This is a genomic window from Pseudomonas sp. IT-P253 (genome assembly GCF_949768125.1).
Classification (GTDB): Bacteria; Pseudomonadota; Gammaproteobacteria; order Pseudomonadales; family Pseudomonadaceae; genus Aquipseudomonas.
On record NZ_CATKPT010000055.1, the window covers coordinates 183,059 to 206,105 of the forward strand.

Genomic DNA, 23,047 nt, shown 5'->3' on the forward strand with positions numbered 1-23,047 from the left:
ATCCTTCTGAATCAGCGTGAAGTTATAGTTTTCCTAAGTTGTCGCCCTTGGGTGTCGTAGGTATATCGGGTCTGCCGTGTGGGTTCTGTGACTGTTATTGGAAGAAACATAGTGGGGTGCCATTCGGTAACTATCGTTTTTGATGCTGATGTCCCACTGGCCTCCGTTCTGGATACTTCCAGTCCCTGCTCATTATGCGCATAAGTTGTTAGATTCCCGTTGTTGTCTGTTTTTGATTGAAGATGGCCGAGGTCATCATATGTAAAAGTCGAGTTGGAATCAGAGCAATTAGCGGAAGGGCTACCGTTGATGGATTTTATCCGCTTGATGCCATGAATAACTTCAAATTGATAATGTGTTTTTTGGCCCAGTTCATTCGTGACAGTTGAGGATCCGTCAGTGTTATACCTGATTGAGGTTTTGCCGACTCCTTCGGGATGTTCGCTTGATGTCGCGCGCCCTTGTTCATCGTAGGTCCATTTAGCGTAGCGAATCCCGCGCTCATCTATAATGCCGGTTAGGAGCCTGTTGTCGCGAGAATCCTCATAAAGATACTCTCTTTTTTTGGATTGCCCTTGAATCGTTGCGTGCATTGATGTGAGCTGTTTATAACTATTGTAATTGTAGTGTATTTCAATATCCCGAGTCTCGATTTGCAGCGGCTGCTTTTTTTCATCCTCAACGATATGCAATGAATTTTCGAAGTCATCTTTTACCGATATTTTTTTATCTGCATAGGATATGCTCAGGGTGGAGCCGTGCTTTTGCAGTTTGGAAAGATTTCCTAAGATGTCAAACTCGTATCGAAAGTTATCGCCCGAGTCGTATATCCAGTTGTTATCGCTCTTTCTCAATTTTCCTTTTGCTGGAGGTCTAGCAGTATATATATCGTCAGTTTTGTCAAAGTACGACCTTTTGCCATCTGCATGGATTAGCCTAACCACGTCAGGCTCGAATTGTAGTCTTGACGAATAGGAATGGGTCCAGAGACCGTTCGCGCTGCTGTAGTATCGTGCGAGTTTTATGGCGACAATGTTGTTGTCTTTATACCGGGTCGGTAAATCTTGCTCTGACTGGATTTTGTAACCGCTTATGAGGTCGATAGGGTTGCCAGCGATATTTGAAGGGCACGTACTATCAATACTTTGTATCTCACATTGTCCAGTTAGCTTGTTGAATACTTTATCATTCGTACAGGAGTCGCCATATCTGTTGATTGAGAACCCAAATTTATCTTCGTCCGGATGGGGGTCATACATAAAATAGCAGTACCATTGATCATCACTGGATGATGTAACTGCTGAGTCGTAATCCATCCAATTATATTCAGTGCTCGCGTGAAAATCTCGACATGCAAGCTCGGGGGAGCGATATTTTTTTGGAGGCTCTGGCCAATAATAAATTTCCGGCTGGACTTCCCAATAATATTCTTCCGCGATTACATTTTGAATTAGTGAGGGGATAAAAAATATGGATAGGATTTTAGGTAGCTGTTTTAACATCATATTACATCCTTGTAATTTAGACGTGTATTGTGTATCCAATGTCGCACATGCTTATATCTTTCATGAGTACATATTTATCGTATGTGTTAGCTTTTGTAATTGGGAAATAACTGAGCACTCAATCGTGATGGCTCACGGCTTGCCATTGAAGGTCGAGGCCGATGATTTGACCGCGCTCCTAGGCCTGACACACTCCGGCAGCAGCGTCCTATACAAGTCTGCGATACCTGCTCTGAAGGTTGCGGTGCTACATGAAGCGCACACGGCATGGATGGGGACATTGAGTTACGCATTGAGCAGGCAAAAAGCCGATTCATGTAGTATAACTACAAGCTTGCTACATCCCCGGCACCTGCCAATAACAAAGAGTCCAGACCTTGAATCTGCAGCAACACATCGCCCAGTCACGCCACCTGTTACGCAAGTCGGAGCTGAAGATCGCCGACCATGTGCTGCTTGATCCAGCGGCGGTGATGCAAAGTTCCATGGCCGACCTGGCCCACAGTGTGGGCATCAGCGAGCCGACCATCGTGCGGTTCTGCCGCGCCATTGGTTGTTCCGGGTTTCAGGATCTGAAACTGAAGCTGGCGTAGAGCCTCGCGGCCGGTGCGAGCTTCGGCCAGTTTGCGATCCATGAAGACGACTCGGTCGCCGACTACAGTCTGAAAATTTTCGACATTACCTTGCACACTCTGATGGAGGTTCGCGAGAAGCTCGATCCGGTGGAGTTGCAGCGCGCGGTGTTGCTGATGTCCCAGGCCCAGCGTGTCGAGTTTATGGCTTTGGCGCCTCGGGTGCCGTGGCGGCGGATGCCCAGCACAAATTCTTCCGCTTGCTGCTGACAGCCGCGGCGTATTCCGACCCGCACATGCAGGCGATGTCGGCGGTGACGTTGAAGCCGACCGACGTTGCGATCTGCATTTCCCAGTCTGGGCGTTCCAAAGACCTGTTGATCACGGCCAACCTGGTGGGCGAAAGCGGCGCCTCGCTGATCACCTTGTGTTCGAGCCAGACGCCGTTGGCCGAACTGTCGACCGTCAATATCTCGATCGATGTGCACGAAGACACCGAAATCTATACGCCGCTGACCTCGCGCATCGCCCACCTGGTGGTGATCGACGTGTTGGCGATAGGTGTGGCCATGGCGCGCGGGCCGAGCCTGGTCAACCACCTCAAGAGCGTCAAACGCAGCCTTCGCAGCTTGCGGCTGTCACCCAAGTCGTGAAAGCCCTCGACGATTGATTTTGATCTGATATCGCCGGAAGGTCGTTCCGACCTTTTCGCGAGCAGGCTCGCTCCCACAAGGGCGGTGTTGTATCAGCTGAGTTCGCCGCACAGGTCGAGCTCTACCAGCCGCCGAACCTCGGCGGTGTCGAGCCCGGCACCTAGCAACCCATGCAACTTGCCGAACGCCGCTTCACGGGTCATGCCGCCGCCGGATAACACGCCAACGCTCCGTAAACGGCTACCGGCCTCATACACATCCAACTCGACACCACCTTCATGGCACTGCGTAACCGCAACCACCGCCACACCGTTGTCCCGCGCGCGACCGAGGCTGGCAAGAAACTCAGGATTGTCGCTCGGTCCGGTGCCGCTGCCGTAGCACTCCAGCACCAGGCCCTGAATGCCGCTGTTGAGCAGGTCGTCGAGAATCTCGGCGTCGATGCCAGGAAATAGCGGCAACACCGCGATCTTCGCCAATTGCTTTGGCTGGTTGTAGTTGAGTTGTGCAGGTATCGAGGGCGCTTTCACGCCGCCACCCTGACGCGCCAGCTGCTTGAACGGATGCCGACCGAAACTACGCACCTTCGCGCAGCGGGTCGGGTCGAGCAGTTCGCCGTGGAAGAACAAATGAACGCCCGGTGCCAGGCCGTGGCCGAGAGCGACCAATGCACCGCCAAGGTTTTCCCAGGCATCGCTGTCGGTCACGCCTGCCGGCAGCATCGAACCGGTAAAGCATACGCGGGCATGCAGGCCGAGCAATTGAAAACTCATGGCCGCGGCACTGTAGGCGAGGGTGTCGGTGCCGTGCAGGATCAGCACGCTGTCGCAGCCTTGAACATCCACTGCATCGACCACCGCTTCACGCAACTGCTGCCAGTAAGCCGGGGTCATGTTGGCGCTGTCGATCAACGGCGACATCTCGCGAAAGCGCCACTGCGGCACCACCAATTCGGGTTGGCTGTGCAGGTATTCGCGCATCCGCACTTCGAATCCGGAGGCCGGGGCCAGGCCATGGGCGCTGGCTTGCATGCCGATGGTGCCACCGGTGTAGAGCACCATGACGTGCTGGGCGGCAGGGTAGGTCGAAGGGTTCATGGTCATTCTCCGGGAACGATGACTGTGGGAGTGAGCCTGCTCGCGAAGAAGGCGACGCGATCCTGCAGGCTCCCCACCAAAAACAGCATACAACCGAGCATGACGCCGGTCGTACGCTATGTCACGTCGGGCGCAGGGAAGGCGCCCGGTTTTTTACCGATCAGCGTTGCGCTGCGGGTACGCCTTGCGGCTCGGCTACAGCCTGTGGCGCGGCCGCGGGCGGATTGGCTGGCCAGGCTTTCAAATCCAGGTCCAGGTCCGGGAATTTGCTCGAGTCGAACACAGGCGTCTTGATCCCGGCCGCGCGCTGGTCGTCGTAGTCACGCAAGATGCGCATGCCGACCTTGAACAGCAGGAACAGCGCGATCAGGTTCACGAACGCGAGCAGCGTCATGGTGATGTCAGCGAAGGCGAACACCGTGCCGAGGTTTTCGATGGCTCCCCAGAAGATCAACACCAACACCAGCGCGCGGTAGCCGATCAGCGCCTTGCGGTTGTCACCGATCAGGAAGCGCAGGTTGCTCTCGCCCAGGTAGTAGTTGTAGAGAATCGAGGTGAACACGAACAAGGCCAGCGCCACGGAGATGAACATCCGGCCCCAGTCACCGACCACGGCGGCCAGTGAGTTCTGGGTCAGGGCAATGCCGTCGCCTTCGAAGCCCGGGGTGTAGAAGCCCGAGAGCAGGATCAGCAACGCGGTGCAGGTGCAAATCACGAAGGTGTCGAGGAACACGCTGAACGCCTGGACCACACCTTGCGCCACCGGGTGCTCGACCGACGCGACTGCTGCCACGTTAGGCGCACTGCCCAGGCCCGCTTCGTTGGCGAATACGCCACGCTTCACGCCCATCACGATAGCGCTGCCGATCAGGCCGCCAAACGCTTGATCAAGACCGAAAGCGCTTTTGACGATAGTCATCAGCATCGCGGGTACGTGGTCGAATTGCAGCACGATCACGTAGACGGTTACGCCGATGTAGACCAGGGTTTTCACCGGCACCAGCAAATCTGCGACCTTGGCGATGCGCTTGATGCCACCGATGAACACCAGGCCCAGCAACACCGCCAGCGCCAGGCCGGTGTAAGTGGTGTCGAGGCCGAAGGCGTTGTTCAGCGAGTGGGTGACGGCGTGGGATTGCAGGCCGTTGAAGGCAAACCCGAAGGTCACCAGCAACAGGAACGCCATGATCATACCCAGCCAGCGTTTTTGCAGGCCGTGCTGGATGTAATAGGACGGGCCGCCACGGAACTGGCCTTCGGAGTCGCAGCGCTTGTAGAGCTGGCCGAGGGAGCATTCGAAGAAGCTGCTGGACATGCCGACCAGTGCTGTCACCCACATCCAGAACACCGCACCTGGCCCGCCGAGAGTTACGGCGATGCCGACACCGGCGATGTTGCCCGCACCGACACGCCCGGCAAGGCTGAGCATCAGGGCTTGAAACGAACTGAGTTGGCCGGCGCTGCTTTTGAGGCTGTCGCGGAACACCGCGAACATGTGGAAGAAGTGACGCAATTGAACGAAACGCGAGCGGATCGTGAAGTAGCTACCGAGCCCGACAATGAGCACGATCAGTACTTTCCCTGAGAGGAAGTCGTTAATGACTTCGAGCATGGAGTATTCCTCGCTGTTTTTTGTGTAGGCAAATGCTGGGCGGATCGAAACACCGCGTTACACCGGTTTGCACAGGGCAAAACTGGCGAAGCGACTATTCGTCCCGGTTCCAAATTGCGGGTTTGTTATTAGTTCGGGTTTCGCATGGGTTTGGGCCTCGCTACCGACGACCGCTCACGCGAAGAGGGGCGGCACTATACCGATGAGTGTGCCGTCCGTCTGCACGGTTGTAGTGCAAGCGATGACGCGAAGCCTTTGAAACACCTGACATTTTCGGTATCAGGTTATGTGGGCGCTGCTTTTCTGTAGGAGCGAGCTTGCTCGCGATGGCGGTGTGTCAGTCAGCATCAATGTTGGATGAACGACCGCAATCGCGAGCAAGCTCACTCCCACATTTCTCAGCTTCCAGACATTCTTGGTGCCGCCAGAATGTCAAAAAAAAGGGCCTGGGGAATCAATCCCCAAGCCCTCAAAAGGTGAGAGGTGTCTAGTCCCTCGACCTGGTGAGCGGTGCTACAAGTAATGCGTCGGATCAGGCTTTAAGCGGAACCAGACGCGGAGCAATCATGTTTTCCGGGCGCAGGATGTCGGCGAGCATTTCGTCGTCGAGCAAGCCTTCTTCGCGCACCAGTTCCAGCACGCCGCGGCCGCTTTCGAGGGCGATACGGGCGATGCGGGTGGCGTTTTCATAGCCGATGTACGGGTTCAGCGCGGTGACCAGACCGATCGAGTGTTCGACCAGTTCGCGGCAACGCTCTTCGTTGGCGGTGATGCCGACGATGCAGTGCTCGCGCAGCATGTCCATGGCGCGCTGCAGCAGGCGGATCGAGTCGAAGATCTTGAACGCGATCAGCGGCTCCATCACGTTCAGTTGCAGCTGGCCGCCTTCGGCCGCGATGGTCAGCGCCAGGTCGTTACCGATGATCTGGAACGCTACCTGGTTCACGGCTTCCGGAATAACCGGGTTGACCTTGCCGGGCATGATCGAGCTGCCTGGCTGACGCGCTGGCAGGTTGATTTCGTTGATGCCGGTGCGTGGGCCGCTGGACAGCAGGCGCAGGTCGTTGCAGATCTTCGACAGCTTGACCGCGGTGCGCTTGAGCATGCCGGAGAACAGTACGAAGGCACCCATGTCGGACGTGGCTTCGATCAGGTCGGCGGCTGGAACCAGCGGCTGGCCGCTGATCAGTGCCAGGCGCTGAACAGCCAGGTGCTGGTAACGCGGGTCAGCGTTGATGCCGGTACCGATCGCGGTGCCGCCCAGGTTCACTTCGGTCAGCAGCTCGGGTGCCAGTGTTTTCAGGCGTGCCAGGTCTTCGCCCAAGGTGGTGGCGAAAGCGCGGAATTCCTGGCCGAGGGTCATCGGCACGGCGTCTTGCAGTTGGGTACGGCCCATCTTCAGGACGTGGCTGAATTCCTGGCCCTTGGCGGCGAACGACTGGATCAGGCTGTCGAGGCTGGCCAGCAGTGCGTCGTGACCCAGCAACAAACCCAGACGGATTGCTGTCGGGTAGGCGTCGTTGGTCGACTGCGCCATGTTCACGTCGTTGTTCGGGTGCAGGTATTGGTATTCGCCCTTCTGGTGACCCATGGCCTCCAGCGCGATGTTGGCGATGACTTCGTTGGCATTCATGTTGGTCGACGTGCCAGCGCCGCCTTGAATCATGTCCACCACGAACTCTTCGTGGAAGTCGCCGCGGATCAATCGTGCGCAGGCTTCGCTGATGGCAGCATGCTTGGCTTCGCTCAGGTGACCCAGTTCGCGGTTGGCGTCAGCGGCGGCTTGTTTGACCATCGCCAGGCCGACAACCAGCTTCGGGTAATGCGAAATCGGAACGCCGGAGAGACGGAAGTTGTTCACCGCTCGCAGGGTCTGGATGCCGTAATACGCTTGAGCCGGTACTTCTAGTACGCCAAGCAGGTCTTTTTCTGTGCGGAAAGATGCAGCGGAGGACATGATAGAAATCATCTCGATATGGACCCGGTCTGTGCCGGAACACTGCAAATGCTAGGCTTGTAGAGAATTTTCGGCCAATGCTGTTAAACACTGGCCTATGCATATTCGGCATAATACCCATGTGACGCCGCGTGTGCGGCGAGCGTGTGACCTAAATTGGTGCGTGTCCGGGAGGACGTGATGAATCTGGAAAGTAAATGGCTCGAGGACTTCAGCGCCCTGGCCGCCACCCGCAGCTTCTCCCAGGCCGCCGAACGACGCTTCGTGACCCAGCCGGCATTCAGTCGGCGGATTCGCAGCCTTGAGGCAGCGCTGGGGTTGCAACTGGTCAATCGTTCGCGCACGCCGATTGAGCTGACAGCGGCGGGGCAGTTGTTCCTGGTCACCGCGCGGACCGTCGTCGAGCAGCTCGGTGAAGTGCTGCGCCATCTTCATCACTTGGAGGGCGGGCAGGGTGAAGTGATGCAGGTCGCGGCCGCTCACTCGCTGGCGTTGGGTTTCTTCCCGCGCTGGATCGCCCAGTTGCGCAACGAAGGCCTGAACATTGCCACGCGGCTGGTGGCGACTAACGTCGGCGATGCTGTGCACGCCCTGCGTGAGGGCGGCTGCGATCTGATGCTGGCGTTCTACGACCCGGACGCGGCGATGCAGATGGACCCGGAAATCTTTCCGTCGCTGCACCTAGGCCAGACCGAGATGCTGCCAGTCTGCGCGGCGGACGCCGATGGCAAGCCACTGTTCGACCTGGAAGGTGAGGCCAGTGTGCCGTTATTGGCCTATAGCGCCGGGGCGTTTCTCGGGCGTTCGGTGAACATGCTGCTGCGCCAGCGCGCCCTGCGGTTCACCACCATCTATGAGACCGCTATGGCCGACAGCCTGAAAAGCATGGCGCTGGAGGGCTTGGGCATCGCCTGGGTCCCGCAACTCAGCGTACGTGCCGAACTGGCGCGCGGTGAACTGGTGGTCTGCGGCGGCCCGCAATGGCATGTGCCGCTGGAGATTCGCCTGTATCGCTGCGCGCTGGTGCGCAAGGCGAACGTGCGATTGCTGTGGCGCAAGCTGGAAGGCGGCGCTGCTCAAGGCACCATGGGTACTTGAACACAATGAACACCCCTGTGGGAGCGAGCTTGCTCGCGATGACGGACTCACATTCAACATCAATGGTGACTGTTACGACGCTATCGCGAGCAAGCTCGCTCCCACAGGGGATTTGCGGTGTAATTGATTGACCTTGAGGTCAATAAAACCGGCGCTTTGCGCCGTATGACAGATGGTCATCTCGGGGGCTGTTTATCTGCTTCATTGAGGTATACTGCGCGGCCTTCGGCCGGTTTGACTGGCCATAATTCGTACAATCAAGCCACGCATTTTGCGTGGCTTGTTGTTTTTTGACGCGCCTGCGGGCGCCCAGAGAGAAGAGGCACGACGATGAGTGCACTGGTTGGCGTGATCATGGGCTCCAAGTCCGATTGGTCCACCCTTAGCCACACCGCCGATATGCTGGAAAAGCTCGGCATTCCTTACGAGGTGAAAGTGGTCTCTGCCCACCGCACCCCGGACCTGCTGTTCCAGTACGCGGAAGAGGCAGAGGCGCGTGGCATCGAGGTGATCATCGCCGGTGCCGGCGGCGCGGCCCACTTGCCAGGCATGTGTGCGGCCAAGACCCACCTGCCGGTGCTGGGCGTTCCGGTGCAGTCGGCGATGCTCTCGGGCGTCGATTCGCTGCTGTCTATTGTGCAGATGCCAGCAGGCATTCCGGTCGCCACCCTGGCCATCGGCAAGGCCGGCGCGATCAACGCAGCATTGCTTTCGGCGAGCATCCTGGGCGCCAAGCACCCGCAGTTCCACACGGTGCTGAAAACTTTCCGTGCTGAGCAGACAGACAGCGTCCTGGAAAATCCAGACCCACGCATCGCCTGAGGTTGTTGACGATGAAGATCGGTGTAATCGGAGGCGGCCAGTTGGGTCGCATGTTGGCGCTGGCGGGTACTCCGCTGGGTATGAACTTCGCTTTCCTGGACCCGGCGCCGGATGCTTGCGCAGCCGCGTTGGGCGAACACCTGCGGGCCGATTACGGCGATCAGGATCACTTGCGTCAGCTGGCCGATGAAGTCGATCTGGTGACCTTCGAGTTCGAAAGTGTTCCGGCCGAAACCGTGGCGTTCCTGTCGCAATTCGTCCCGGTCTACCCGAGTGCCGAAGCCTTGCGCATCGCTCGTGACCGCTGGTTCGAAAAGAGCATGTTCAAGGACCTCGGGATTCCGACGCCTGCGTTCGCCGACATTCAATCGCAAGCCGATCTCGACGCCGCGGTGGCTTCCATCGGCCTGCCGGCCGTGCTGAAAACCCGCACCCTGGGTTATGACGGCAAGGGCCAGAAAGTCCTGCGCACACCTGAAGATGTGGTCGGCACCTTCGCCGAGTTGGGGAGCGTGGCCTGTCTGCTGGAAGGCTTCGTGCCGTTCACCGGTGAAGTTTCGCTGATTGCCGTGCGTGCTCGCGATGGTGAAACCCGGTTCTATCCGCTGGTTCACAACACCCACGACAGTGGCATTCTCAAACTGTCCGTGGCCAGTACCGACCACCCGTTGCAAGCATTGGCCGAAGACTATTCCAGCCGCGTGCTCAAGCAACTGGAATACGTCGGCGTCATGGCGTTTGAATTCTTTGAAGTCGACGGTGGCCTCAAGGCCAACGAAATCGCTCCGCGCGTGCACAACTCCGGGCACTGGACCACCGAAGGCGCCGAGTGCAGCCAGTTCGAAAACCACTTGCGGGCGGTTGCCGGCCTGCCGCTGGGGTCGACCGCCAAGGTCGGTGAAAGCGCGATGCTCAACTTCATTGGTGAAGTGCCGGAGACCGACAAGGTCCTGGCCATCGCCGATTGCCATCTGCATCACTACGGCAAAGCGTTCAAGGTCGGCCGCAAGGTGGGTCACGCCACCCTGCGCTGCGCCGATAAGGCCACGCTAGAGCAGCAGATCCTCAAAGTCGAAGCGCTCATCGCCGAATAGTTTCATGTTGCAGCGGCGGAACCATTCAGGGGCCGCCGTTCTCTCATGGCAGGATGCCAAAGTCTGACTAGGCTTTGGCAAGGTGTTCTGTCTCACCAATCAGAGGGAAATGCCATGGGAATTATTGGAACCATTTTTATCGGCTTGATCGTCGGCCTGCTGGCTCGGTTCCTGAAACCGGGCGATGACAGCATGGGCTGGATCATGACCATCCTGCTCGGTATCGGCGGTTCATTGGCAGCCACATACGGCGGCCAGGCGCTGGGCATCTACCAGGCCGGCCAGGGCGCGGGCTTCATCGGTGCGCTGATGGGCGCCATAGTGTTGCTGGTGATCTACGGCTTTATCAAAAAGAGCTGATCCAAAGCGACGAAGCCTTCTCTGCGATGCACGCGGAGAGGGCTAAAATGCTCGGCGATTTAATGTCTTTCCTTTACGAGCACCTTCATGCGCCGTTTTCTACTGACTTTCCTTTTACTGGGCGCGGGCGTTGCCCACGCCGGCGAACTGCCGGAAACCGACTGGCTCGAACTGATGCCCAAGTCGGACCAGAAAGCCCTCGAGGCCATGCCCGAAATCGATCACAACTCACCTGAAGGCAATGGCACCTTTACCAAAAAGGGTGGCATGAAGCAGAGCAAGGGGCTGCCGGCAGTGATGTATTCGACCAAAACCGTACCGTCGATGAACGATAAGAACATCCGCATCGGCGGTTATCCAGTGCCGCTGGAGACCGACGCCAAGGGCCGCAGTACGCTGTTTTTCCTTGTGCCGTATCCGGGCGCCTGCATCCACGTGCCGCCACCGCCGCCTAACCAACTGGTGCTGGTGCGTTATCCGCAGGGGTTGAAGCTCAATGATATCTACACACCGCTGTGGGTGACCGGCACGCTGAAGATCGAAAAGGTCAACAACGACCTGGCTGATGCGGCGTATGCGCTGGATGCGGCGAAGGTCAGGGTGGTGAAAGAGTCGGATTTGTAACTGTGGGAGCGAGCTTGCTCGCTCCTACAGTGGTTTTGTGGTGTTACAGAGGCTGGCTGCCGATGCTCACGCCAAGGGTATGGCTCGCCCCCGGCGCCAACGTCACCACATCATCCATCACGTTCGCCGTTTCAATGCACACCATCCGCTGCCAGCCATCGTCGGCCATGTCACTGAACGCTGCCGCACGATCGATCCACGGGTTCCAGATCACTGCCGAGCGTGAGCCGCTGCTGGTCAGCTCGATGCGCCGTTCCCAGGCGGGATCGACAATGCTCAGCTTCGCCGGGGTGTTGAGGTAGATGCGATCGGTCTCGCCCGCAAAACGCAGATCACCGGTCTGAGTCACGGTTTTCCAATCGTCCAGCGTCTCGATGTAACTCAAGCCATCCAACCCTTCGACATGCACATTGCGTACATCGCTGACCGCGAAGTAGCTGTGCAGCGCCTGGCTGATGGTGACTTTTTCAGTGCCCTGGTTATGGCTGGTCAGGCTGATGTGCAACTGCTCATCCAGACGAATGCTCAGCTTCAAGTCCACCTGATGTGGCCAGCCCGGCAAGCCGGCTTCGGGGTACGGCAGAAGAAACTCGACCTTCAGGCTCTCACCTTCGGTCTCGATGCCGTCCAGCTCCCAATCCATTGCGCGTACCAGTCCGTGCGCGGTTGGCGGTTCGCTGCTGACACGCATCGCCTGAACGCTTTGCGGGTTGCGTGACAGATTACCGAACCACGGCCAGCACACCGGCACACCGGCGCGGATGCTCTTGCCGGCCTTGAACACGGCCTCATCGTTGAGCCAGATCAGCGGCGGTTGGCCGGCAAATTGATAACTGAGGATGTGCGCGCCTTGTTGGGCGACCAGCAATTCGGCCTGACCGTGGCGGATGCGCCAGCAGTTCAGTTCATCCAGTTTCACGGCTTCAACGTTGGGCGTGTTCATGGGACAACTCTCGATCAGCAACAATGACGACTACAGACCGCAAAAAGGGCGCCGGGTTTAACCAGGCTCTTTTTAACGGGCCCGGGGCGGAACCGAACGGGTACGACCGCTGCCATCGATGGCGACGAACACGAACACCGCTTCGGTGACTTTGCGCCATTCGCTGGACAGTGGATCGTCGCTCCAGACTTCAACCATCATCTTGATCGAGCTGCGGCCGATTTCCAGCGCCTGGGTATAAAAGGAAAGTTGAGCGCCTACCGCGACCGGCACCAGGAATGCCATGCGGTCGATCGCAACGGTGGCCACACGACCTCCCGCGACTTTGCTGGCCATTGCGGTGCCGGCCAAATCCATCTGCGCCACCAGCCAGCCGCCGAAAATATCGCCGAAACCGTTGGTTTCACGAGGAAGCGCGGTGATTTGCAGGGCCAGGTCGCCTTGCGGAATGGGATCTTCTTGTTCGAGCTCTATCATGCCGGGGGTGCCTCTGACCCGTGACTCTTCATTGGTACTTCAGGTGAATAGCCGCTTTCAAGAAAAACGATTCAGCCCCGAACATACCGCGTTCGTCACGTTTTTCGTAAGGCGCCTAAAGGGAAACTCTGCGAAATCGCCTATAAACCCCGGAAGGCGTTTTCGCACAGCAACCCATTCAACATGTCGCAATATTGCGAGTATATCGGTCGGTAGACTCCGAGACGACCGTCCGGTTCTCATTTTGACTGTCAAATACGCGCTTCTATGTGCTTTTTCGAACTATTTGTTATCGTGCCGGACCTGCCCAAGCCTCCGCCAGCGTTGTTGGGGGTGCAGATCCGACTATAAGAGAAGCCCTTGCCATGACCACAGCGCCCTCGAGCATCGCGCAGCCAACACAACCCGCACGTCCGCTGACCCGCAATGACTACAAGACGTTATCGCTGTCTGCCTTGGGCGGGGCGCTGGAGTTCTACGACTTCATTATCTTCGTGTTCTTCGCCACGGTGGTGGGCAAGCTGTTCTTCCCGGCGGACATGCCTGAGTGGCTGCGGCTGATGCAGACCTTCGGCATTTTCGCCGCCGGTTACCTTGCAAGGCCCTTGGGCGGCATTGTGATGGCGCACTTCGGTGACCTGCTGGGACGCAAGAAAATGTTTACCTTGAGCATTTTCATGATGGCCGTGCCCACCCTGATCATGGGGCTGCTGCCGACGTATGCGCAGATTGGCATGTGGGCGCCGATCCTGTTGCTGCTGATGCGGGTGATCCAGGGCGCAGCGATTGGCGGTGAAGTACCGGGCGCGTGGGTATTCGTTTCCGAACACGTTCCGCAGCGTCATATCGGCTACGCCTGCGGTACCCTGACCAGCGGTTTGACGGCGGGTATCTTGCTGGGTTCGTTGGTCGCCACGGTGATCAACAGCCTTTACACCCCGGTGGAAGTGTCGGATTACGCCTGGCGGATCCCGTTCCTGCTCGGGGGTGTGTTTGGTCTGTTCTCGGTGTACTTGCGCCGCTGGCTACACGAAACCCCGGTGTTCGCCGAGTTGCAACTGCGCAAAGCCCTGGCCGAAGAAGTGCCGCTACGTGCCGTGTTGCGCGACCATCGCGGCGCGATCCTGATTTCCATGCTGCTGACCTGGCTCCTGTCCGCCGGCATCATCGTGGTGATTCTGATGACGCCAACCGTTCTGCAAACGGTCTACCATTTCTCGCCAACGACCGCGTTGCAGGCCAACAGCCTGGCGATCGTCTTCCTCAGCCTGGGCTGCGTAGCGTCCGGCGCGCTGGCCGACCGTTTCGGCGCCGGCCGGGTGTTCGTGTTCGGCAGTGCTGCGCTGTTGATCAGTTCGTGGACCTTCTATCACAGCCTGTTCAACCACCCTGAGTGGCTGTTCCCGATGTACGCCTTGACCGGTCTGCTGGTCGGCACCATCGGCGCGGTGCCGTACGTGATGGTCAAAGCCTTTCCGGCGGTGGTGCGCTTCAGCGGGCTGTCGTTCTCCTACAACCTGGCCTATGCCATTTTTGGCGGGTTGACGCCGATGGTGGTGACCTTGTTGTTGAAGGAGAGTCCGATGGGGCCAGCCTATTATGTGGCGATCATCTGTGGGGTCGGGATTGTGGTGGGTGGGTATCTTTGGAAGAAGGGGCGCTAGACCGGCCGACGTCTTCGCGGGCAAGCCTCGCTCCTACAGATCACCTAGACCTGTAGGAGCGAGGCTTGCCCGCGAAGAACGATAACTCGGTCCCCCTGCAAAACATCGAATGCTGGCCTTTCATCCAATTGTCATATTTCAGCCATAGAGTGTTCACACGGCCTGCTGATACTTGGCCCCGACTTAACACACCCTATCTGCTAGGAGTAAGGCATGAAACTGAAGCGTTTGATGGCGGCAATGACTTTTGTCGCTGCTGGCGTTGCGACTGCCAACGCGTTCGCCGCTGTAGACCCGTCGATCCCGAGCTACACCAAGACCACTGGTGTGTCGGGCAACCTGTCCAGCGTCGGCTCCGATACCCTGGCCAACCTCATGACCCTGTGGGCTGAGAACTACAAAAAAGAATACCCGAACGTAAACATCCAGATTCAGGCCGCTGGCTCCGCCACTGCGCCACCTGCGCTGACTGAAGGCACCTCCAACCTGGGCCCGATGAGCCGCAAGATGAAGGACACCGAACTGGCTGCCTTCGAGCAGAAGTACGGCTACAAGCCAACCGCTATCCCGGTTGCCGTGGACGCCCTGGCTGTGTTCGTGCACAAAGACAACCCGATCCAGCACCTGACCATGGAACAAGTCGACGCGATCTTCTCGTCCACCCGTCTGTGCGGCGCTAAAACCGAAGTCAAAACCTGGGGCGACCTGGGCGTGACCGGCGACCTGGCCAACAAGCCGGTTCAACTGTTCGGTCGTAACTCGGTATCCGGCACTTATGGCTACTTCAAAGAAGAAGCCCTGTGCAAAGGCGACTACAAGCCAAACGTCAACGAACAACCAGGTTCGGCTTCGGTCGTGCAGTCGATCAGCTCCTCGCTGAACGGCATCGGTTACTCGGGCATCGGCTACAAAACCGCTAGCGTGAAGACGGTGGCTCTGTCCAAGAAGGGCAGCACTGAGTTCATCGAAGACAGCGAAGAAAACGCACTGAACGGCAAATACCCGCTGTCGCGTTTCCTCTACGTTTACGTCAACAAAGCCCCGAACAAGCCTCTGGCCCCGCTGGAAGCCGAGTTCGTGAAACTGGTTCTGTCCAAACAGGGTCAGGAAGTTGTAGTGAAAGACGGCTACATCCCATTGCCAGCCAAGGTTGCTGCAAAAGCACTGGCTGACCTGGGTCTGACGGAAGGCGGCCCTGAAGTCGCAAAAAAGTAAAACCTTGATCCGGGGCTAGCCTCGGATCCGTGTAGGAGCAGCCGGTCGACGTTCGATTGCTCGCGATGGTCGTCCAGCACAAAAGATGCGTCGGATGTTCCAATTTCGCGAGCAAGCTCGCTCCTACACACCCCCCAAATTTCAGTCCGCTGCCTGTTTCCACAGGCGGCGGATTTGCTGCGTCACTGCATTGTCATCTTTCTGTCATACAGGATCGCTAGGGTGTGCGAATGAATGATCTGGCCAATTCCACAATGACTACTAATCCCCCCAAGCGAATTGACTTCAATACGCCTGAGCTGCAACGCAAGCGCCGCATCCGCGCGCTCAAAGATCGCCTGACCCGCTGGTACGTCCTCGTTGGCGGCCTTGCCGTGCTCGGCGCGATCACGTTGATCTTCTTCTTCCTCGCTTACGTCGTCGCGCCTCTGTTTCAAGGGGCGAGCCTGACGGCCAAAGACGCCATCACGCCCGCCTGGATGCAAGACGCCGGCAAGCCGTTGATGATCTCCATGGAAGAACAGAACCAGGTGGCCATGCGGGTATCCGACAAAGGCCAGGCGCTGTTCTTTGATATCGACAGTGGCGCTGAACTCAAGCGCGTCGATCTGCCGATCCCGGCCGGCACTACCGTGACTTCCATCGGCGAAGACCAGCCAGGCCATCCACTGGTGGCAGTGGGCTTGTCCAACGGTCAGGCATTGGTGTTCCGCCACACCTATAAAGTCAGCTACCCGGACGGCAAGAAGACCATTTCGCCGGCCATCGAGTATCCATACGGTGAAACGCCAATCGCGTTGAACGAGGCGGGCGGTGTGCTGGAGCACATCAGCCTCAACGCCACCGACACGACCCTGATGCTGGTCGGTGCCACTGGTTCACAACTCAATGTGCTTTCGCTGACCAGCGAAGAAAACATGATGACCGGCGAAATCACCACCGAGCAGAAGCGCATCGACCTGCCGCAGATGACCGAGGCGGTGAAGAACATCTTTGTCGACCCGCGTCAGCAGTGGTTGTATGTGGTTAACGGTCGGGCCCAGGCCGACGTGTTCAGCCTGCGCGACAAGAGCCTTAACGGTCGCTACAAGCTGCTTGAAGATGGCGAAGCCCAAGTCACCGCCAGCACTCAACTGGTGGGCGGCATCTCGCTGATCATCGGCGACTCCAAAGGCGGTCTGGCCCAGTGGTTCATGGCTCGCGACCCGGATGGCGAACTGCGTCTGAAGCAGATCCGTACTTTCCAGATGGGCACCGCGCCCATCGTTGAAATCACCGCCGAAGAGCGTCGCAAAGGCTTCGTCGCCCTCGACGCCTCGGGCAAGCTCGGTGTGTTCCACAGCACCGCCCACCGCACCTTGCTGGTGGATCAGGTCGTCGATGGCCAGGGCATTTTCGGCCTGTCGCCACGGGCCAACCGCGTGATCGTGGAAGCGGGCGGCAAGATTCAACCGCTGCTGCTGGACAACCCGCACCCGGAAGTTTCCTGGAGCGCGTTGTGGAGCAAGGTCTGGTACGAAAACTACGACGAGCCTAAATACGTCTGGCAATCGACCGCCGCCAACACCGATTTCGAACCCAAGCTGAGCTTGTCCCCGCTGACCTTCGGTACCTTGAAAGCCGCGTTCTACGCCATGCTGCTGGCTGCGCCACTGGCCGTTGCCGCTGCGATCTACACCGCGTACTTCATGGCGCCGGGCATGCGCCGCAAGGTCAAGCCGGTGATCGAGTTGATGGAAGCGATGCCGACGGTGATCCTCGGTTTCTTCGCCGGTCTGTTCCTCGCGCCGTATGTGGAAGGGCACTTGCCGGGCATCTTCAGTCTGCTGATGCTCGTGCCGATCGGCATTCTGGTGGCCGGTTTTGTCTTCAGCCGTCTGCCTGAGTCCATCCGCCTGAAAGTGCCGGACGGTTGGGAAAGCGCGATTCTGATTCCAGTCATTCTGTTCGTGGGCTGGTTGTCGTTGTACATGAGCCCGTACATGGAAACCTGGTTCTTCGGCGGCGACATGCGCATGTGGATCTCCCACGACCTGGGCATCACTTACGATCAGCGCAACGCTCTGGTGGTGGGTCTGGCCATGGGCTTCGCGGTCATCCCGAACATCTATTCCATTGCCGAAGATGCCGTGTTCAGCGTGCCTCGCGGTTTGACGCTGGGTTCCCTGGCACTGGGTGCTACGCCGTGGCAGACCATGACCCGCGTGGTAATCCTCACCGCCAGCCCGGGCATCTTCTCGGCACTGATGATCGGCATGGGCCGTGCGGTCGGGGAAACCATGATCGTGCTGATGGCTACGGGTAACACCCCGGTCATGGAAATGAACCTGTTTGAAGGCCTGCGCACGCTGGCTGCCAACGTCGCGGTGGAAATGCCCGAATCGGAAGTCGGCGGCAGCCACTACCGCGTGCTGTTCCTCTCGGCGCTGGTGCTGCTGCTGTTCACCTTCATCATGAACACCCTCGCGGAACTGATTCGTCAGCGTCTGCGCAAGAAATACTCGTCGCTTTAAGAAAGGTAGAAGTCTGTGAAACAGAACTCCCTGAACGGATGGTTCAAGAGCGGCGCCCCCGGCGTCTGGATCAGCGGCGGCGCGGTGTCCATCGCGGTCATCATGACCATTGGCTTGCTCGCGGTGATTGCCGTGCGCGGCCTGGGTCACTTCTGGCCGGCGGACCTGATACACGCCAACTACGACGTGCCGGGCCAGGCCAATCACCTGGTGATCGGCGAAGTGGTGCAGAAAGAAGAAGTGCCGCGCGAGCGCTTGAAAAGCGCTGGCCTGCCGGTGCCCGATCAGGGCCCGGAGTTCATGACTCGCGAGCTGATCAAAGTCGGCAACCGTGACCTGAACGGCAACGACTTCACCTGGGTCGTCGGCGAATGGCTGACTAACCAGACGAGCCCGCCAGAGTTGATGACGATCGAGCGTCGTGAGTGGGGCAACTTCTACGGTTACCTGGTCAACGTCAAACAGGACGGCAAGGTCATTGCCGAGGGCGAAGCGGCGTGGCCTGAGTTGCAAGCGCGTGTGGATCGGGTCAACAAACTCGCGGCGCAGCTCAAGATTCTGGAAAAAACCGACATCGGCGCGATCAACTCAGGTCTGGAGCGCGTCCGTCTGCACGGTCGCAAACTGGAGCTGACCGGCAAACTCGACGCCACTGCACAAGCGGACATGGCGTCCGAGCGCGCTGAACTGAATGCACGCTATCAAGATATTGAAGCTCGACTCAGCGACTTGCACGCGCAGTTCAACCGCGACAGCCTGACGGCACGCGATGCGAACGGCAAAGAGATCGAAATGGGCATCGGCAAAGTGGTTCACGCCTATCAGCCGAACGCCATGGGCTACTTCACCAAGATCAGCTTCTACTTCAGCAAGGTCTGGGAATTCCTCAGCGATGACCCGCGTGAAGCGAACACCGAAGGCGGGATCTTCCCGGCCATTTTCGGCACCGTGATGATGACCCTCATCATGGCGATGATCGTGACACCATTCGGCGTGCTGGCGGCGGTTTACCTGCGTGAATACGCCAAGCAGAACGTGCTGACTCGGATCATCCGCATCGCCGTGAACAACCTGGCGGGCGTTCCGGCCATTGTTTACGGCGTGTTTGGTCTGGGCTTCTTCGTCTACGTACTCGGCGGCTCGGTGGATCGGATTTTCTTCCCCGAAGCTTTGCCGGCGCCGACCTTCGGTACTCCGGGCCTGCTCTGGGCCTCGTTGACCCTGGCACTGCTGGCGGTGCCGGTGGTGATCGTGGCCACCGAAGAAGGCCTGGCGCGGATTCCTCGCACCGTGCGTGAAGGCTCGTTGGCCCTTGGCGCAACCAAGGCTGAAACCTTGTGGAAGATCGTGCTGCCAATGGCCAGCCCGGCGATGATGACCGGCATGATCCTCGCCGTAGCGCGCGCCGCCGGTGAAGTGGCGCCGCTGATGCTGGTGGGTGTGGTGAAACTGGCACCGTCGCTGCCGCTGGACGGCAACTACCCGTACCTTCACCTTGACCAAAAGATCATGCACTTGGGCTTTCACATCTATGACGTCGGCTTCCAGAGCCCGAACGTCGAAGCCGCGCGTCCGCTGGTGTACGCCACGGCGCTGTTGCTGGTGCTGGTGATCGCCACATTGAACCTGTCGGCGGTGTGGATTCGTAACCACCTGCGCGAAAAATACAAAGCGCTGGAAAGCTGATAACCGCCGCTCCGGTAGGAGCCAGGCTTGCCGGCGAAGGCGATTTCAAGGACGCCTTCGCGGGCAAGCCTCGCTCCTACAAAGAATGACGTAACCGCAGGCCCGGCCTGCGGCTCACCGAACCGAATTTGTTAGCACAGGGAGCCTCCCATGCAGCACGAAGCACATACCCACGGCATCAACATGTCTGCCCTGGGCCGAGACAAACAGAGCTTGAGACTCGAGCAGGAAACCGTCGCCATCGAAGTGCCGGGCCTGAGCCTGTTCTACGGCGACAAACAAGCGCTGTATGACGTCAGCATGAACATTCCGAAACAGCGCGTGACCGCCTTCATCGGCCCGTCCGGCTGCGGCAAGTCCACGCTGCTGCGCACCTTCAATCGCATGAACGACCTGGTCGACGGCTGCCGCGTAGAGGGCGAAATCAACCTGTACGGCAACAACATCTACCGTAAAGGCGAAGACGTGGCCGAGCTGCGTCGTCGCGTCGGGATGGTGTTCCAGAAGCCGAACCCGTTCCCGAAAACCATCTACGAGAACGTGGTTTACGGCTTGCGCATCCAGGGCATCAACAAGAAGCGCATCCTGGACGAAGCCGTCGAGTGGGCATTGAAAGGTGCGGCGCTGTGGGACGAAGTCAAAGACCGTTTGCACGAGTCGGCACTCGGCCTGTCCGGTGGTCAGCAGCAACGTCTGGTGATCGCCCGCACCATCGCGGTGGAGCCCGAAGTGCTGCTGCTCGACGAACCCTGCTCGGCACTCGACCCGATCTCCACGCTGAAAGTCGAAGAGCTGATCTACGAACTGAAATCGAAGTTCACCATCGTCATCGTGACCCACAACATGCAACAGGCCGCGCGGGTTTCCGACTACACGGCGTTCATGTACATGGGCAAACTGGTGGAATTCGGCGACACCGACACTCTGTTCACCAATCCGGCGAAGAAGCAGACCGAAGACTACATCACAGGCCGATACGGCTAGCCGTACCGCCGCAAGCTGCAAGCTGCAAGCGGCAAGAAAGAAGCGGTGCGATACCAGGACTTATACATAACTGCTTGAAGCTTGCAGCTTGAAGCTTGCAACTTTCGCGGAGCGAACAAGATGATTAGTAAAGAAGGCCTTACCCATCACATCTCCCAGCAGTTCAACGCCGAGCTTGAGGAAGTGCGCAGCCACCTCCTGGCCATGGGCGGGCTGGTCGAGAAGCAGGTCAACGATGCGGTCACCGCGCTGATCGAGGCCGATTCCGGCCTGGCCCAGCAGGTGCGCGACATTGATGACCAGATCAACCAGATGGAACGCAACATCGACGAAGAATGCCTGCGCATTCTGGCCCGTCGTCAGCCGGCGGCGTCCGACTTGCGTCTGATCATCAGCATTTCAAAGTCGGTGATCGACCTGGAACGCATCGGCGACGAATCCACCAAGATTGCCCGCCGCGCCATCCAGCTGTGCGAAGAGGGCGAAGCCCCGCGCGGTTACGTCGAGGTTCGCCACATCGGTGACCAGGTGCGCAACATGGTGCGCGATGCACTGGACGCGTTTGCCCGTTTCGACGCCGACCTGGCGTTGTCGGTGGCGCAATATGACAAGATCATCGACCGCGAGTACAAGACCGCCCTGCGTGAGCTGGCGACCTACATGATGGAAGACCCACGCTCTATCTCGCGAGTCTTGAGCATCATTTGGGTACTGCGTTCGCTGGAGCGGATCGGCGACCACGCGCGCAATATCTCGGAATTGGTGATTTACCTGGTGCGCGGCACCGATGTGCGTCACCTGGGCCTTAAGCGCATGAAAGAAGAAGTTGAAGGCACCAGTGCCGAAAGCGCTAATGTTCCGGGCAAAGCTGACGATAAGTAAGACTGCCCAAGAAAAACGCCCGGTCCTTTGGCCGGGCGTTTTTGTGTGCGGTTTTCGACGTTCAAAGCAGCACCCGCGAACGAAAAGTCCCGGCGTGACTGACGGTTTTTGGCAATGTGCCATCAGCAAAGCGGTATGCTTGCCGGGATTTTTTCGAGGGGTGGTGGATGAGTAAGATCAGTGTGTTGGTGGTGGACGATGCGGCGTTCATTCGTGACCTGGTGAAGAAGTGCCTGCGTAACTACTTCCCGGGCATCCGGATCGAAGATGCCATCAATGGCAAAAAGGCTCAGTCCATGCTGGCCAAGGAAGCGTTCGACCTGGTCCTGTGCGACTGGGAAATGCCGGAAATGTCTGGCCTGGAACTGCTGACCTGGTGCCGCGAGCAGGACAACCTCAAGACCATGCCCTTCGTGATGGTGACCAGCCGTGGCGACAAAGAGAATGTTGTCCAGGCGATCCAGGCCGGCGTAACCGGCTACGTCAGCAAGCCGTTCACCAACGAACAGCTGTTGACCAAGGTCAAACAGGCATTGAACAAGGTCGGCAAGCTCGACGCCTTGATGAGCAGTGCGCCGGTCAAAATAAACTCCGCGTTCGGTAACGATTCCCTGATTGCACTGACCGGCGGCAAGACGGCCGTGGCCGCGCCAACCATGCCAACAGCACCATCAGCGGCCCCGTCGCGTGGCCTGCTCAACAGCCCACCGGTCAAGGCCCCCGTCAACGCCGCCGCTGCAGCAGGTGGTCGTGGCCAAGGCCAGTTGCGCTTGCCGAGCGGCATTCAGCAATGTGTGATCAAAGCCTTGAGTCTCAAGGAAGCGCTGCTGGTGGTGAAACGCACCGACACCCTGCCGCAAGTGCTGGACAGCGCCGTACTCGACCTGGAACAGGGCGAGAGCGCTGAAGTTGCCCGCCTCAACGGCTACCTGCACGCTATCGTCGCCCACGAACCGAAACCCGACAGCGACTGGCTGCAACTGACCTTCCGCTTTGTCGATCAGGACGCGCAGAAGCTCGACTACATCTCCCGTTTGATCGCGCGGGGTACGGCGCAGAAGCATTTCGTACCGGGTGCTTAAGTCCCGCGTCGCCTGAGAGCCCGCCTTCGCGAGCAGGCTCGCTCCCACATTGGAATGCGTTCCCCTGTAGGAGCGAGCCTGCTCGCGAAGGGGCCATCAAACTCACCATACATCCGCTAAACCGACCATTCTGAAACATCTGCCGACGCCATGGGTCCATTGCAGCTGCTAGGCTCAATCCCAGGCCTTACTCGACAGAATCATGCC

Annotated in this window: 18 protein-coding genes and 1 pseudogene; 13 read left to right on the forward strand and 6 right to left on the reverse strand. The window is 58.5% G+C overall.

Features of this window, described 5'->3' with window-relative positions; all coding sequences use genetic code 11:
• Positions 1–11 precede the first annotated feature (11 nt).
• A complete protein-coding gene (locus tag ACM6IR_RS23295) occupies positions 12–1,505 on the reverse strand; it encodes a DUF6531 domain-containing protein (protein WP_414909871.1) in 1,494 nt (497 codons plus the stop codon).
• 377 nt (positions 1,506–1,882) lie between these two features.
• Here ACM6IR_RS23295 and ACM6IR_RS23300 point away from each other — a divergent pair.
• A pseudogene (locus ACM6IR_RS23300) lies at positions 1,883–2,747 on the forward strand (SIS domain-containing protein).
• Positions 2,748–2,822: 75 nt separating this feature from the next.
• Here ACM6IR_RS23300 and ACM6IR_RS23305 read toward each other — a convergent pair.
• The 3 genes from ACM6IR_RS23305 to aspA all read right to left on the reverse strand — a co-directional run bounded on the left by ACM6IR_RS23305 (position 2,823) and on the right by aspA (position 7,396).
• Positions 2,823–3,827, reverse strand: coding sequence for an asparaginase (locus ACM6IR_RS23305; RefSeq protein WP_414909872.1), 1,005 nt, complete (start codon positions 3,825–3,827; stop codon positions 2,823–2,825).
• Between the two features lie 160 nt (positions 3,828–3,987).
• Positions 3,988–5,439 carry an alanine/glycine:cation symporter family protein gene (locus tag ACM6IR_RS23310; protein WP_414909873.1) on the reverse strand — a complete coding sequence of 484 codons (1,452 nt, stop codon included), beginning with the start codon at positions 5,437–5,439 and terminating at the stop codon, positions 3,988–3,990.
• Positions 5,440–5,971: 532 nt separating this feature from the next.
• Positions 5,972–7,396: an aspartate ammonia-lyase gene (gene aspA, locus ACM6IR_RS23315; protein WP_414909874.1), complete on the reverse strand. Its 1,425-nt coding sequence runs from the start codon at positions 7,394–7,396 to the stop codon at positions 5,972–5,974.
• Positions 7,397–7,576: 180 nt separating this feature from the next.
• Between aspA and ACM6IR_RS23320 the strand changes: the two genes are divergently transcribed.
• The 5 genes from ACM6IR_RS23320 to ACM6IR_RS23340 all read left to right on the forward strand — a co-directional run bounded on the left by ACM6IR_RS23320 (position 7,577) and on the right by ACM6IR_RS23340 (position 11,394).
• Positions 7,577–8,494, forward strand: a complete 918-nt coding sequence (locus ACM6IR_RS23320) for a LysR substrate-binding domain-containing protein (RefSeq protein ID WP_414909875.1) — start codon at positions 7,577–7,579, stop codon at positions 8,492–8,494.
• Positions 8,495–8,824: 330 nt separating this feature from the next.
• Positions 8,825–9,316, forward strand: coding sequence for a 5-(carboxyamino)imidazole ribonucleotide mutase (gene purE, locus ACM6IR_RS23325; RefSeq protein WP_103395969.1), 492 nt, complete (start codon positions 8,825–8,827; stop codon positions 9,314–9,316).
• Between the two features lie 11 nt (positions 9,317–9,327).
• On the forward strand, positions 9,328–10,410 hold the full coding sequence (locus ACM6IR_RS23330; protein WP_414909876.1) for a 5-(carboxyamino)imidazole ribonucleotide synthase: 1,083 nt from the start codon (positions 9,328–9,330) through the stop codon (positions 10,408–10,410).
• A 114-nt stretch (positions 10,411–10,524) separates the two neighbouring features.
• A complete protein-coding gene (locus tag ACM6IR_RS23335) occupies positions 10,525–10,770 on the forward strand; it encodes a GlsB/YeaQ/YmgE family stress response membrane protein (RefSeq protein WP_414909877.1) in 246 nt (81 codons plus the stop codon).
• A gap of 87 nt (positions 10,771–10,857) precedes the next feature.
• Complete coding sequence (locus tag ACM6IR_RS23340; RefSeq protein WP_414909878.1) at positions 10,858–11,394, forward strand: DUF3299 domain-containing protein; 537 nt, start codon at positions 10,858–10,860, stop codon at positions 11,392–11,394.
• A gap of 43 nt (positions 11,395–11,437) precedes the next feature.
• On the opposite strand, the gene ACM6IR_RS23345 is transcribed toward ACM6IR_RS23340, so the two are convergent.
• Positions 11,438–12,337, reverse strand: coding sequence for a D-hexose-6-phosphate mutarotase (locus tag ACM6IR_RS23345; RefSeq protein WP_414909879.1), 900 nt, complete (start codon positions 12,335–12,337; stop codon positions 11,438–11,440).
• A gap of 72 nt (positions 12,338–12,409) precedes the next feature.
• Entirely contained in the window at positions 12,410–12,814 is a 405-nt protein-coding gene (locus ACM6IR_RS23350; protein ID WP_007942704.1) for an acyl-CoA thioesterase, read from the reverse strand.
• Between the two features lie 365 nt (positions 12,815–13,179).
• Here ACM6IR_RS23350 and ACM6IR_RS23355 point away from each other — a divergent pair, with 365 nt between their 5' ends.
• The 7 genes from ACM6IR_RS23355 (at position 13,180) to ACM6IR_RS23385 (ending at position 22,840) form a co-directional block, all read left to right on the forward strand.
• Positions 13,180–14,478 carry an MFS transporter gene (locus ACM6IR_RS23355; RefSeq protein WP_414909880.1) on the forward strand — a complete coding sequence of 433 codons (1,299 nt, stop codon included), beginning with the start codon at positions 13,180–13,182 and terminating at the stop codon, positions 14,476–14,478.
• 213 nt (positions 14,479–14,691) lie between these two features.
• Complete coding sequence (locus ACM6IR_RS23360; protein ID WP_414909881.1) at positions 14,692–15,693, forward strand: phosphate ABC transporter substrate-binding protein PstS; 1,002 nt, start codon at positions 14,692–14,694, stop codon at positions 15,691–15,693.
• Positions 15,694–15,923: 230 nt separating this feature from the next.
• Entirely contained in the window at positions 15,924–18,206 is a 2,283-nt protein-coding gene (locus ACM6IR_RS23365) for an ABC transporter permease subunit (RefSeq protein WP_414909882.1), read from the forward strand.
• 15 nt (positions 18,207–18,221) lie between these two features.
• On the forward strand, positions 18,222–19,892 hold the full coding sequence (gene pstA / locus ACM6IR_RS23370; RefSeq protein ID WP_414909883.1) for a phosphate ABC transporter permease PstA: 1,671 nt from the start codon (positions 18,222–18,224) through the stop codon (positions 19,890–19,892).
• A gap of 150 nt (positions 19,893–20,042) precedes the next feature.
• Complete coding sequence (gene pstB, locus ACM6IR_RS23375) at positions 20,043–20,876, forward strand: phosphate ABC transporter ATP-binding protein PstB (protein WP_201115638.1); 834 nt, start codon at positions 20,043–20,045, stop codon at positions 20,874–20,876.
• Between the two features lie 120 nt (positions 20,877–20,996).
• Entirely contained in the window at positions 20,997–21,758 is a 762-nt protein-coding gene (gene phoU / locus ACM6IR_RS23380; RefSeq protein ID WP_414909884.1) for a phosphate signaling complex protein PhoU, read from the forward strand.
• A 167-nt stretch (positions 21,759–21,925) separates the two neighbouring features.
• Complete coding sequence (locus ACM6IR_RS23385; RefSeq protein ID WP_414909885.1) at positions 21,926–22,840, forward strand: response regulator; 915 nt, start codon at positions 21,926–21,928, stop codon at positions 22,838–22,840.
• Positions 22,841–23,047 lie beyond the last annotated feature (207 nt).

Coding starts and splice junctions, on each gene's coding strand:
- ACM6IR_RS23295 (WP_414909871.1), bottom strand. CDS start 1,505: ATGATGTTAAAACAGCTACCTAAAATCCTATCCATATTTTTTATCCCC.
- ACM6IR_RS23305 (WP_414909872.1), bottom strand. CDS start 3,827: ATGAACCCTTCGACCTACCCTGCCGCCCAGCACGTCATGGTGCTCTAC.
- ACM6IR_RS23310 (WP_414909873.1), bottom strand. CDS start 5,439: ATGCTCGAAGTCATTAACGACTTCCTCTCAGGGAAAGTACTGATCGTG.
- aspA (WP_414909874.1), bottom strand. CDS start 7,396: ATGTCCTCCGCTGCATCTTTCCGCACAGAAAAAGACCTGCTTGGCGTA.
- ACM6IR_RS23320 (WP_414909875.1), top strand. CDS start 7,577: ATGAATCTGGAAAGTAAATGGCTCGAGGACTTCAGCGCCCTGGCCGCC.
- purE (WP_103395969.1), top strand. CDS start 8,825: ATGAGTGCACTGGTTGGCGTGATCATGGGCTCCAAGTCCGATTGGTCC.
- ACM6IR_RS23330 (WP_414909876.1), top strand. CDS start 9,328: ATGAAGATCGGTGTAATCGGAGGCGGCCAGTTGGGTCGCATGTTGGCG.
- ACM6IR_RS23335 (WP_414909877.1), top strand. CDS start 10,525: ATGGGAATTATTGGAACCATTTTTATCGGCTTGATCGTCGGCCTGCTG.
- ACM6IR_RS23340 (WP_414909878.1), top strand. CDS start 10,858: ATGCGCCGTTTTCTACTGACTTTCCTTTTACTGGGCGCGGGCGTTGCC.
- ACM6IR_RS23345 (WP_414909879.1), bottom strand. CDS start 12,337: ATGAACACGCCCAACGTTGAAGCCGTGAAACTGGATGAACTGAACTGC.
- ACM6IR_RS23350 (WP_007942704.1), bottom strand. CDS start 12,814: ATGATAGAGCTCGAACAAGAAGATCCCATTCCGCAAGGCGACCTGGCC.
- ACM6IR_RS23355 (WP_414909880.1), top strand. CDS start 13,180: ATGACCACAGCGCCCTCGAGCATCGCGCAGCCAACACAACCCGCACGT.
- ACM6IR_RS23360 (WP_414909881.1), top strand. CDS start 14,692: ATGAAACTGAAGCGTTTGATGGCGGCAATGACTTTTGTCGCTGCTGGC.
- ACM6IR_RS23365 (WP_414909882.1), top strand. CDS start 15,924: ATGAATGATCTGGCCAATTCCACAATGACTACTAATCCCCCCAAGCGA.
- pstB (WP_201115638.1), top strand. CDS start 20,043: ATGCAGCACGAAGCACATACCCACGGCATCAACATGTCTGCCCTGGGC.
- phoU (WP_414909884.1), top strand. CDS start 20,997: ATGATTAGTAAAGAAGGCCTTACCCATCACATCTCCCAGCAGTTCAAC.
- ACM6IR_RS23385 (WP_414909885.1), top strand. CDS start 21,926: ATGAGTAAGATCAGTGTGTTGGTGGTGGACGATGCGGCGTTCATTCGT.